This is a genomic window from Pseudorhodobacter sp., assembly GCF_030452865.1.
In the GTDB taxonomy this organism is placed as follows: domain Bacteria; phylum Pseudomonadota; class Alphaproteobacteria; order Rhodobacterales; family Rhodobacteraceae; genus Pseudorhodobacter.
Genome location: NZ_JAKDLJ010000076.1, coordinates 1 through 11,806, shown reverse-complemented (window position 1 = coordinate 11,806; position 11,806 = coordinate 1). Strand labels below are relative to the sequence as shown.

The window sequence follows — 11,806 nt, the reverse complement described above, 5'->3', positions numbered from 1 at the left end:
ATGATCATGGTCATTCTTGGCGGCGTTGGGACCTTCTTTGGCCCGATCTTTGGCGCAGCAGCATTTTTGCTACTGGAAAGCTTCCTCTCCGGCTGGACCGAAAACTGGCAACTTGCGATGGGAATCATTTTGCTGGTTGTCGTGTTGGGAACCAAAGGCGGCATCGTCGGCTTGTTGGCAAAAATCGGGGGGCGGTGGAAATGAGTGTTCTGCAAGTTTCCAACCTCGTCAAACGTTTTGGCGGACTGCTCGCCACCGATGATGTTTCCTTGACGGTGGAGGAGGGGGAAATTCACGCCCTCATTGGCCCGAATGGCGCGGGGAAATCCACCTTGATCAACCAGCTATGTGGGGAGCTTGCGCCCAATTCGGGCAGCATCCATCTGGCAGGCAGGAACATCACCAATCTGTCGGTGCCGGACCGGGTGGCGCGCGGCTTGGGGCGGACGTTTCAGGTCACGAACCTTTTGAACGATGCCACCTGCCGCCAGAATATCGCGATGGCGGTACAGGCGCGTGAAGGACTGAACTTTCGCATCTGGGATCGCGTCGCGCGACGACAGCGACTTTGGGATCAGGCGGACGCGCTGCTCGCCGAAACGCCACTGGCCGAACGCTGCGATATTCCGGTACAGGACTTGTCGCAAGGGGAACGCAAGCAGTTGGAACTGCTGGTCGCCCTTGCCCGCCGCCCCCGCATCCTGCTGCTGGATGAACCGATGGCCGGCCTCGGCGCGGTGGAAAGCCAGGAGATGATTGCAAGGTTGGCCCTGATCGGTCGAGACACCCCGATGCTTCTGGTGGAACACGACATGGAGGCGGTTTTTGCGCTCGCCACCCGCGTTTCGGTTCTGGTCTATGGCCGCATCATCGCCAGTGGCAGCGTGGATGAGATCCGCGAAAATCCGGAGGTGCGGGAGGCATATCTGGGCGCGGAGGATGCGCTATGCTGACGATCACTAACCTGCAATCGGCTTACGGTGCCAGTCAGGTGCTGTTCGATGTCTCGCTGACAGTCAACGAAGGCGAAGTTGTAACCCTGCTTGGCCGCAACGGGATGGGCAAGACCACCACCGTCCGAACGATCATGGGGTTGCTGGCAACCAAAGCCGGTCAGATGCAGTTTCACGATACCCCGATTGCCGGCCTGCCGCCGGAGCGGATCGCGCGGCTTGGGGCCGGTTTGGTGCCGGAAGGGCGGCATGTGTTTCCGACCTTGACCGTGCGCGAAAACCTTGTCGCCACCGCCGCCAACCGTTCGAGGCGCGAAAGACCGTGGGTATTGAGTTCGATCTATGATTTGTTCCCCCGCTTGGGCGAACGCGCAAAGCAACTGGCCGGAACCCTGTCTGGGGGGGAGCAGCAAATGCTTGCCGTTGGCCGCGCCTTGATGACGAACCCGCGCTTGTTGATATTGGATGAAGCGACCGAAGGGCTGGCCCCGGTGATCCGTACCGAGATCTGGAATGTAATCGCCAAGCTGAAGGCACAAGGCCAATGCATCCTGCTGATCGACAAGAATCTGGGCGTGTTGAAACGTCTGGCGGATCGGCATTATATCATTGAGAAAGGCCGCACGGTCTGGCAGGGAAGCGGCGCGGATTTGGACAATGACGCGAGCACGGTGCAATCCTATGTCGGACTTTGATCTGCGCGTGGTGCTTGTCGGCTGGGGTGCGATTGCCACCCGTGTCGCTGCGCTTTTGGCGGAGCGGCGCAGCCCGGTTTCCATCGTTGCGGTGGCCGTGCGCGATACCGCGACCCCGCGCCAAGGTTTGCCAGAAGGTGTATTGTTGATCCGTGATCCGTCAGAACTGGCAGCGGTAGAGGCCGATTTGATGGTAGAGGCCGCCGGGCGTGGTTCGGTCGCCCCTTGGGCGCGGGCAGGTTTGGCGCGGGGGTTGGATGTAGCGATCTCCTCCACCTCGGCGCTGACCGATGCGGCGCTGTTCGCGGAACTTACAGGTCTTGCGCGTGAAAACCGCGCGCAACTGCTGATCCCGCCGGGGGCTTTGGGTGGGATTGACGCGCTTGCCGCCGCCGCGCGTCTGGACATGCAAAGCGTGCGGCATGAGGTGGTTAAACCCGCCGGCGCCTGGGCCGGAACCAAAGCCGAAACATTGTGCGATCTGGCTGCGCTGACGGCGCCTTTCACCTTTTTCGAAGGCACGGCAAGGCAGGCGGCTGACGACTACCCGCAAAACGCCAATGTTGCGGTGATCTCTGCCTTGGCCGGGATCGGACTGGAGCGCACGACTGTCGCGCTCACGGCTGATCCGGGGGCTAAGCTGAACTCCCACCGCATCCGTGCCATGGGGGATTTTGGCACGCTGACCCTGACGCTGGAAAACCGCCCCTTGGCGACAAACCCAAAGTCATCGGAAATGACGGCGCTTTCGCTGCTGCGGATGATCGAAAACCGCATCAACCCAATGGTGATCTGATGGATATTGCCGCTGAAGCCGCCCTTCCTCGCGCCACGCTGGACGCCGATTATACCGCGCGCGACTGCACAAGTGCCGAGGATTTTGCCCGGATTATCAGCGACTATGCACGCCTGTCACTGCCCGCACGGGACTTGCCGGGAACCACACTGAACCTGCGTTACGACGACAGCGGCGAAGGCATGGACCTGTTCAACGCAGGGGAAAACCGGCCCTGCGTGATGTTCATCCATGGCGGCTATTGGCGCGCACTGTCCAAGGAACATTCCGCCTTTATGGCTCCGATGCTGGCGCCGCACGGCATTGCAACCATGGTGCCGGATTACACGCTGGCTCCCAAGGCGAATCTGACCGAAATCACAAGGCAGATGCGCGCCGCTTTCGCCCATCTTTGGCACAACGCCGAGGATTTGGGGATCGACAGAACCCGCATCGCCATTAGCGGCTCCTCCGCTGGTGGGCATTTGGCAGCGACTTTGGCAATGCCGGGATGGCACAGGGATTTCGACCTGCCGGAAACAGCGGTTCATGCCGCAATGCCGATCAGCGGTTTGTTTGAACTCGCGCCGCTTGCGGCCAGCCATATTCAGGATTGGATGCAGTTTACCGATGCGGAACTGGAAACCTTAAGCCCGCTGCGCCACATTCCCGGCACCGCGCGCAGCCATGTCGCTTTGGCAGCAGTGGAGACACCCGGTTTTCCGCGCCAATCCGCCGCCTATGCCAAAGCACTTGGCGCACCGCTGACCGCCATTCCGGGACGCAACCATTTCGATGTGATCCTTGATCTGTGCGACGATCAGACCACACTGTCCCGCGTTCTGCTTGGTTTGCTCGGCGCGTAAAGCCCCCTTTCCCCCGCTGCAAAAAGCGTTACCCTTGGGTCATGTTGCGGATCAATGATCATATCACCCTCGCCGATTGGGAACTGTCGGAGGGGTTCTCACGCTCCTCCGGGCCGGGGGGGCAGAATGTGAACAAGGTGGAGACGGCGGTGGAGCTTCGGTTTGAGGCGGAAAGATCGCCCAACCTGCCGGACCCGGTGAAAACCCGGCTGAAACGGTTGGCGGGGCGGCGTTGGACCAATGACGGCGCAATCGTGATCCGGGCCGAAGAAACCCGCAGCCAGATTCGCAACCGCGAAATGGCGCGGGCGCGTCTGGTGGAACTGATCCAGAAAGCCCTCGTGGCGCCGAAACGGCGCATCCCGACCAAACCCACCCTTGGCAGTCAGCGCCGCCGCCTGACCGCGAAAACGGTGCGCGGCACCGTCAAATCCTTGCGCGGCAAAGTGGAGCCTGACGAATGACCACGAATGAAACACTGTCCGACCGCCGCGCCCGCCTGATGGGGCCGAATGTGCCGACTTTCTACCGCAAGCCAGTGCATATTGTGCGTGGCAACGGCGTCTGGCTGTGGGATGCGGATGGCAAGAGATACCTCGATTGTTACAATAACGTGCCGCATGTCGGCCATTGCCACCCCGCCGTGGTCAAGGCGATTGCCGATCAGGCCGCGATTTTGAACACCCACACCCGCTATCATCACGAACTGGTGCTGGACTATATCGAGCGGCTGACCGCGCGTTTGGGTCACGATATATCGCAATGCATCATGACTTGCACCGGGTCGGAGGCGAATGACATCGCGTTGCGGATGGCGCAGGCCATGACAGGCAAGATCGGGGTGATTGCGACCGACAACACCTATCACGGCAACACCACCGCCACCTCGGCGCTGTCGTCGCGCCGCCCGCCGATTGGCGGCTATCCCGCGCATGTCCGCCGTATTCCAGCCCCCGATCATCTGCGCACACCCGACCCGGATGGCAGCATTTTCGCCGGGCATGTGGCAGCGGCGATTGCCGACCTGGAAGCCAACGGCATCGGCTTTTCCGGCATGATGCTGTGCCCGGTCTTTGCCAATGAAGGCATTCCCACCGTCAGCCCCGGATTCTTCGCCAAAGCGGAAGCGGTGATCCGTGCGGCAGGCGGCATCGTGATGTGTGATGAGGTGCAGCCGGGTTTCGGTCGCTTGGGCAGCCATTTCTGGGGCCATGACTGGTTGGAACTGACGCCTGATGTCGTTACTTGCGGCAAGCCGATGGCGAATGGGCATCCGGTGGCCGCCGTGCTGGCGCGGCCCGATGTGATGGCGGCATTCCGCAACGCCTTTGGTTATTTCAACACGTTCGGCGGCAATCCGGTTTCCGCCGCCGCCTGCCTTGCGACCTTGCAGGTGATTGACGATGAAGGCTTGCAGGACAACGCCGCCAGAGTGTCGGCCTATGTGATGGAACGTCTGCACGACTTGCGCCATCCTCTGCTGGCCGATGTGCGCGGCGTGGGCATGTTCTTTGGCGTCGAATTCGTGCTTGATGCAGATAACACCCCGGCAACGGCATTTGTGGAGGATTTGGTGGAGGATATGGTCGCGCGCGGCTTCATCCTGAACCGCATCGGCCGCGCCGGGAACACTCTGAAAATCCGCCCGCCGCTGACGTTCTCGCGTGAAAATGGCGATTTGCTGGCGGATGCGCTGCAAGATGCTTTGGCTACGGCAAAGGTTCCAGCATGACATTGCAAGACTTGGCCACCGAGGCAGCAGCGCATTGGGGTGGCAGACCAACCTCACTGATCAACAACCGCGAAAACGCGGTGTTTCGCATGGAATTGCCGGGCGGAGGGATGGCTGCACTTCGGCTGCACCGCATGGGCTATCAATCCGACGCGGCGATCCGGTCGGAACTGTGGTTCTGCACCGCGTTGGCCGATAAAGGCTTGCCCGTCCCGCGCCCGTTGACGACGCAAAACAGCGCGCAACTGGTGCAGCTATCGTCAGGTCGCATGGCCTCGGCAGTGGAATGGATGGCGGGCGCGCCCTTGGGCGAGGCGGGAGTGCTTTTGCCCGGCCCCGTGGTGGAACAGGTGGCGCGGCACCACGCGCTCGGGCGACTTCTGGCACAAATCCACGATGTGACCGAAACTCTGACCCTGCCGCCTGATTTCAACCGTCCAGCGTGGGATATCGACGGGTTAACCGGAGAATCCCCGTTCTGGGGCCGGTTCTGGGAACATCCGGCGCTGACAGAACCAGAGGCAGCGCGGTTACAGGAGGCGCGCAGCTACCTCCGCCACGCCTTGCAAAACCACGGCAGAACTGCCGCCCTGATGCCGGTTCACGCCGATGTGCTGCGCGAGAATATTCTGGTGGACGGTGGCGCTCTGTCGCTGATCGACTTTGACGACAGCGGCATCGGCTTTGCGCTTTACGATTTGGGAACCGTGCTGAGCCAGAACCTTTATGAACCTGCGCGAGCCGAGATTGCGGCGGCACTGATCGCGGGGTATCAAACCCTGCGCTCTGCCGACCGGGAGATGGTCGATATTTTCACTCTGGCGCGGGCGCTGGCATCGGTTGGCTGGACCATGCCACGGCTGAGATCCGATGATCCGATCATGCGCAGCCATATCAAACGGGCGCTGCTTTGTGCCGATATGGTCCTGCAATGATCAAGGCTTTCTTCGCCCTCCTCAAAAGCCTGTTCTTCCGGCCCCCGATTCTGCAAGTCGCGGCTTTGTGCCTGCGCGGACAAGGTGCCGAAATCGAAGTGCTGCTGGTCCGCAGCCTTGACAGCAAACGCTGGATCATCCCCAAAGGCTGGCCGATGCGCGGCAAGACGCTGGCTCAGGCCGCTGCAATGGAAGCGTGGGAGGAGGCGGGTGTCAAGGGCGTGATCTCCGCCCAGCCGATCGGGCAGTTCCGTTATCTCAAACGGCGCAGCGGTGGGTTTAAGCAACGCTGCGTCGCACATGTGTTTGAATTGCAGGTTATGTCCTGCCACGAATCCTTTCCCGAATCCGAAACGCGAAAGCCGAAATGGATGACGCCGGGGAAAGCCGTGAAGAAGATCAAGGATCGCGGATTACGCGCAATTATATCTGCGCGATGTGCCGAAAGTCTCGTGTTGGACGTTGTTTCGGGTTGAAATACCCGGTAACACGCCCGCGAAACCAACAGATTGATGTCAGGTCGCCCCTATGTCCGAGAAGCCGCTGAACCAGTGGAAGACGCTGGACAAAGACCTCAATCGTATTTCCTACCTTGAACAGGCGACGCAATATGTCGCGCGCCCCTTGCTGGCACCGGGGCTTGGACTGGCCTTCATCGCGGTGGTGGCCATCGTGGCCGCTGTACTGTCCGGCGGCTCACCCGATAGCCTGATCATCGTCGCGGCGGCGGTTTTCGGTGCTTATATGGCACTGAACATCGGCGCGAATGACGTTGCCAACAACATGGGTCCGGCAGTGGGGGCAAATGCCCTGACCATGGGCGGGGCGATTGCGATTGCCGCAATTTGCGAAACCGCAGGCGCGCTACTTGCGGGCGGTGATGTGGTTTCCACCATTTCCGGGGGAATCGTGTCCCCGGAAAGCCTTGCCGATCGGGCACAATTCATCTGGGCTATGATGGCCGCGCTGATGGCGGCGGCGCTGTGGATCAACCTTGCGACATGGCTTGGTGCGCCGGTGTCCACCACGCATTCCGTGGTCGGCGGTGTGATGGGCGCGGGCATTGCCTCTGCCGGGTTCGCGGCGGTGAACTGGGCCACGATGGGGCAGATTGCGGCAAGCTGGGTGATTTCGCCGGTTCTGGGCGGGGCGATTGCCGCGCTGTTTCTGGCCATCATCAGGGCGCGGATCGAATATGCCGATGACAAGATCGCCGCAGCCCGCAAATGGGTTCCAATCCTTGTTGCGATCATGGCCGCCGTTTTCGGTGCTTATCTGTCGCTCAAGGGGCTGAAAAAGGTTGTGAGCATTTCGATGCCGATGGCCTTGCTGATCGGCGCCGTTGCCGGTGTGATTTCCTATGCGATCAGCAAGCCGCTGGTGTACCGTCAGTCCGAAGGGTTGGAGAACCGCAAGAAATCACTGAAGAAACTGTTTGGTCTGCCTTTGGTCATTTCTGCCGCGCTGTTGTCTTTTGCGCATGGGGCCAATGATGTTGCCAATGCGGTTGGCCCGCTTGCCGCGATTGTTCATGCGGTCCACGATTTCGACACCGCAAGCAACGTGCAAATTCCCTATTGGGTGATGATTGTGGGGGCTGCCGGAATATCCTTTGGCCTGATGCTGTTTGGACCAAAGCTGATCCGCATGGTCGGTAGCCAGATCACCAAGCTGAATCCGATCCGGGCCTATTGCGTGGCGCTTTCAGCGGCGTTTACGGTGATCGTGGCCTCGGCGCTTGGCCTGCCGGTCAGTTCCACCCATATCGCGGTTGGTGCGATTTTCGGCGTGGGATTTTACCGCGAATGGCACGCCGAACGCCGCGCACGAGAGCTTGGCATTCTGAAGGGCAAACCCGTCGCGCCGGAGGAACGCAGTCGCCGCAAACTGGTGCGCCGGTCGCATTTCCTGACCATCATCGCGGCTTGGGTGATTACCGTTCCGGCCACTGCACTGTTGTCGGCGCTGGTGTTCGTTGGTCTGTCTGCACTGGCAATCTGACGAAATACCGGAGGATTATGCCCGACTTCTGCCACAATGACCTGATATTCTGCCGATTATATGGTTTACCGTTAGGCAGGGGCGAAGGCCGTGGCGGATGTTCTGCGAGGTGGAATTGCAATCAACGAGATTCTGGTGGACCCAAGTGGGGCAACCAGTTTCGACACCGATGGGAACGGCACCGTAGCCCCGACGGATGAATTCATCGAGATTGTGAACACGTCCAATGTTGCAATCAGCATCGCCGGTTTGCAGCTGTGGGATCAGGGCATCGGCCATTGGTTCACCTTCCCGCCGGGGGCGGTGCTGCAACCGGGCGCGCATGCGATGGTCATTACCGGCGTTCAAGCCGGGGGCAGCCTGCCGACGGGCGGGCCGAACGATTTGTTCTACAACGCGGGGCGGTCAGGGGCGGTCATTACCAATACCGGTGATAACGTCATTATCTATGACCCGACCGCGAACAATTATATCTCTGCCCGTTTCAACGGCGACGCGCTTGATAACCCGACATTGGGTGGCGGTGGCTATAAGGGGTTTTCCACCACCGCATCACTTGTCGGCGCCGGGGAGGATTTTGGCAATGACATCGACGGGCGTTCGATCCAGCGCGGGCCGGACGGGTCATCGCATTTCATCAATGACCAAACCGCGACCCCCGGCACCACCAACATCTGCTTTACCGCTGGAACGCTGATCGAAACCCCAACCGGCGTGTCCTTGATCGAAGATCTTCGCCCCGGCGATCTGGTGATGACGCGGGATCACGGTGCGCAACCTGTTCGCTGGCTGTGGTCCAAACGCCGGACTGTGGCAGAGATGACGGTGAACCCGAAACTGCGGCCGGTGCGTTTTGCCAAGGGCAGCCTCGGTGACGGGTTGCCGAAACGTGACCTGTATCTATCACAGCATCATCGCGTTCTTGTCGCCTCGGCCATCGCCCAGCGCATTTTTGAAACACCCGAAGTGCTGATCGCCGCCCATTGCCTGACAGGGTTGCCGGGCGTGGAAACCGTCTTGCCACCCACGGATGTCTTCTATTTCCATTTATTGCTGGACGCGCATGAAATCCTGCTCGCGGAAGGCACCGCAAGCGAAAGTCTGTTTCTGGGTGAACAGAGCTTTCGCGCGATGGAGGCGGCGGCTTTGAATGAGTTGAGGTTGCTGCTCGGCATCGAGGCGCATAGGCTTGAAAGCGCGCGGCAAAGCCCGGCGCGGATATTTGCGGCGGGCAAACACGCGCGCAATCTGGCGCAACGTCACGTCAGACACAAAAGGCCGCTTTGTCCGGCCGCCCCCTCGCAGGTTGTCGAGCCTTGGATGCCCGCATAGCCCTGAGGCACCTCAGACCACGACCGCAATCGCATCCTGCTGACCCACATCAAAAACCCGCTTGTAGCGCGCGATTTCATCCGCTGGTCCCATCGCCTTGTTCGGGTTATCACTCAGCTTCACCGTTGGTCGGCCATTGGCGGAAACCGCTTTGCACACAAGGCTGAACGGTGCCAGCGCATCGCCCGCGACCAGACCCCGGAAATCATTGGTCAGCATGGTGCCCCAACCGAACGACACCTTGACCCGACCGACGAATTGGCGGTGCAGCGCCTCGATCACGTCTACATCCAGACCATCGGAAAAGATCACCAGTTTTTCGCGCGGGTCCTCGCCTTTGGATTTCCACCATTTGATCGCGATTTCCGCTCCTGTCGCCGGGTCACCTGAGTCGATCCTGATCCCGGTCCATTTCGCCAGCCATTTCGGCGCGTGGGTCAAAAACCCTTCGGTGCCATAGGTATCGGGCAACATGATGCGCAGATTGCCGTCATGTTCTTCATGCCAATCGGCAAGCACCTGATACGGCGCTTGCGCCAGTTCGGCGTCGCTATTGGCCAAAGCACTATAGACCATCGGCAATTCGTGCGCGTTGGTGCCAATCGCCTCCACCTCCCGGCGCAGGGCGATCAGACAGTTGGAGGTGCCGGTGAAAGCATCGCCCAAACCCTCCTGCATCGCCTGAACGCACCAATCCTGCCACAGAAAGGAATGGCGGCGGCGCGTCCCGAAATCGGCAATCGACAACCGGTCGAGTTTGCGCAGACGTTCGATCTTTTCCCAAAGCTTGGTCATCGCGCGGGCGTAAAGCACCTGCAATTCAAACGCCCCCATCCCGCCCAGAACGGCGCGGCCCCGCAGTTCCATGATCACCGCTAGCGCGGGAATTTCCCACATCATCACTTCGGGCCATTTGCCCTCGAACGTCAGTTCATATTGGCCATCACGTTTTTCGAGGTGATAGGGCGGCAGTTGCAACCCTTCGAACCATTCCATGAAATCGGGGCGGAACATCTGGCGCTTGCCGTAAAACGTGTTGCCGCGCAGCCAGGTGCTTTCGCCGCGCGACAGGCGCAGGGTGCGGATATGGTCCAACTGCTCGCGCAATTCACCTTCATCGACGATATCGGCAAGGCGGATGGATTTGGTGCGGTTGATCAGGCTGAAGGTGACATTGGTATCGGGTTTGTTGCGAAACACCGATTGGCACATGAGGAGCTTGTAAAAATCGGTATCCAGAAGCGACCGCACAATCGGGTCAATCTTCCACTTGTGATTATACACGCGCGTCGCAATATCGGCCATTCTGGTCCCCTATCCGGAAATTCCGTTAGATCAAGCGCCTTGCCACTTGTCCAGCTTGGCGAACCCGCTAAATAGGTGCAGCGCAGCAAAGGAATAAAGAATATGACCGCAGCGGTATTCATTGACGGCGAGGTTGGCACCACCGGTTTGCAAATCCGGGAGCGTCTGGTCGGCCGCGATGACATCACCCTGATTTCACTGCCGGAAGCGCAGCGCAAGGATGCAGCGGCGCGGGCCGATGCGTTTGCGCGGGCGGATGTGGCGATCCTATGCCTGCCGGATGACGCGGCGAAAGAGGCGGCGGCGATTTGTGCGGGCCTTCCCACGCGTTTGATCGACGCCAGCACCGCGCATCGCGTCAACCCCGATTGGGTCTTTGGTTTTCCGGAATTGGCACAGGGGCAACGCGCTGCAATCGCAGCGGCGAAATATGTGTCGAACCCCGGCTGTTATTCAACCTGCGCCATTGCCTTGCTGCGGCCTTTGACCGATGCAGGGTTGCTGGCACCCGATGCCGATCTGTCGATCTTTGGCATTTCCGGCTATTCCGGCGGCGGCAAAGCCATGATCGCAGAGTTTGAAACCGGTGCAGCGGATGGCGCTTTCATCTATGCCACCGCGCAAAAGCACAAACATATGCCAGAAGTTGTAACCTACGCCAAATTGTCCAAGCCCCCGATTTTCGTGCCGTCGGTCGGGGATTACGCGCAAGGCATGGTCGTGCAAATTCCGCTACACCATGCACCGGCGACGCGGATTCACGCAGCGCTGATGGCGCATTTTGCCGAAAGTCGCTTCATTACTGTGCGCCCGTTGGATCAGGCGCAGGCGCGTGAAAACCCGCAAGCCCTGAACCACACCAACCAGTTGGAGCTGGCCGTGCTCGGCGAAGCCGGGCGCGTGGTGCTGTCGGCCACGCTCGACAATCTCGGCAAGGGCGCATCAGGTGCTGCGGTTCAGAACCTGAACATCATGCTCGGGCTGGATGAAAGCGCGGGGTTGTAAACTCCGCCGCTATTTCATCACCACCCCGGCAGCATCCATTTTGGCCATCATCGCCGCCAGTGACCCATCCAGATCAATCGCCCGGCACAGGTCCATCCGCACCGTCACGTCAAACCCAAGCCGGGCGGCATCCAAAGCCGAATAGGCCACACAAAAATCAGTGGCAAGGCCCACAAGCGTCAGAGTATCAATCCCCCGACTGCGCAG

General features: G+C 60.1%; 13 protein-coding genes and 1 pseudogene. 12 read left to right on the top strand and 2 right to left on the bottom strand.

Features of this window, described 5'->3' with window-relative positions:
* From L0H65_RS06795 to L0H65_RS06745, 11 genes and pseudogenes are all read left to right on the top strand, one after another.
* Positions 1–204, top strand: a pseudogene (locus tag L0H65_RS06795) (branched-chain amino acid ABC transporter permease); the annotation flags it as partial.
* Complete coding sequence (locus tag L0H65_RS06790) at positions 201–953, top strand: ABC transporter ATP-binding protein (protein ID WP_301458082.1); 753 nt, start codon at positions 201–203, stop codon at positions 951–953. The pseudogene L0H65_RS06795 and the gene L0H65_RS06790, both read left to right, overlap by 4 nt.
* Positions 947–1,648: an ABC transporter ATP-binding protein gene (locus L0H65_RS06785; RefSeq protein ID WP_301458081.1), complete on the top strand. Its 702-nt coding sequence runs from the start codon at positions 947–949 to the stop codon at positions 1,646–1,648. The genes L0H65_RS06790 and L0H65_RS06785 overlap by 7 nt, the downstream gene beginning before the upstream one ends.
* On the top strand, positions 1,635–2,444 hold the full coding sequence (locus tag L0H65_RS06780; protein ID WP_301458080.1) for an aspartate dehydrogenase: 810 nt from the start codon (positions 1,635–1,637) through the stop codon (positions 2,442–2,444). Before L0H65_RS06785 ends, L0H65_RS06780 begins: the two co-directional genes overlap by 14 nt.
* Complete coding sequence (locus L0H65_RS06775; RefSeq protein WP_301458079.1) at positions 2,444–3,289, top strand: alpha/beta hydrolase; 846 nt, start codon at positions 2,444–2,446, stop codon at positions 3,287–3,289. Before L0H65_RS06780 ends, L0H65_RS06775 begins: the two co-directional genes overlap by 1 nt.
* A 41-nt stretch (positions 3,290–3,330) precedes the next feature.
* Complete coding sequence (gene arfB, locus L0H65_RS06770) at positions 3,331–3,753, top strand: alternative ribosome rescue aminoacyl-tRNA hydrolase ArfB (RefSeq protein WP_301458078.1); 423 nt, start codon at positions 3,331–3,333, stop codon at positions 3,751–3,753.
* A complete protein-coding gene (locus L0H65_RS06765; protein ID WP_301458077.1) occupies positions 3,750–5,021 on the top strand; it encodes an aspartate aminotransferase family protein in 1,272 nt (423 codons plus the stop codon). Before arfB ends, L0H65_RS06765 begins: the two co-directional genes overlap by 4 nt.
* Positions 5,018–5,956, top strand: a complete 939-nt coding sequence (locus L0H65_RS06760) for a phosphotransferase enzyme family protein (RefSeq protein WP_301458076.1) — start codon at positions 5,018–5,020, stop codon at positions 5,954–5,956. The genes L0H65_RS06765 and L0H65_RS06760 overlap by 4 nt, the downstream gene beginning before the upstream one ends.
* The gene (locus L0H65_RS06755; protein WP_301458075.1) at positions 5,953–6,432 is read left to right on the top strand and encodes an NUDIX hydrolase; all 480 of its coding nucleotides are present in this window, start codon (positions 5,953–5,955) and stop codon (positions 6,430–6,432) included. The genes L0H65_RS06760 and L0H65_RS06755 overlap by 4 nt, the downstream gene beginning before the upstream one ends.
* Before the next feature lie 52 nt (positions 6,433–6,484).
* Positions 6,485–7,957, top strand: coding sequence for an inorganic phosphate transporter (locus L0H65_RS06750; RefSeq protein WP_301458074.1), 1,473 nt, complete (start codon positions 6,485–6,487; stop codon positions 7,955–7,957).
* Positions 7,958–8,047: 90 nt separating this feature from the next.
* Positions 8,048–9,289 carry a Hint domain-containing protein gene (locus L0H65_RS06745; protein WP_301458073.1) on the top strand — a complete coding sequence of 414 codons (1,242 nt, stop codon included), beginning with the start codon at positions 8,048–8,050 and terminating at the stop codon, positions 9,287–9,289.
* A gap of 12 nt (positions 9,290–9,301) precedes the next feature.
* Here the strand turns inward: L0H65_RS06745 and pncB are convergent, their stop codons facing one another.
* Entirely contained in the window at positions 9,302–10,594 is a 1,293-nt protein-coding gene (gene pncB / locus L0H65_RS06740; RefSeq protein WP_301458072.1) for a nicotinate phosphoribosyltransferase, read from the bottom strand.
* Positions 10,595–10,696: 102 nt separating this feature from the next.
* On the opposite strand from pncB, the gene argC reads away from it, so the two are divergent.
* Complete coding sequence (gene argC, locus L0H65_RS06735) at positions 10,697–11,599, top strand: N-acetyl-gamma-glutamyl-phosphate reductase (protein ID WP_301458071.1); 903 nt, start codon at positions 10,697–10,699, stop codon at positions 11,597–11,599.
* A gap of 9 nt (positions 11,600–11,608) precedes the next feature.
* Here the strand turns inward: argC and L0H65_RS06730 are convergent.
* The coding region (locus tag L0H65_RS06730; RefSeq protein ID WP_301458070.1) for an isochorismatase family protein at positions 11,609–11,806 on the bottom strand (198 nt) is incomplete at its 5' end.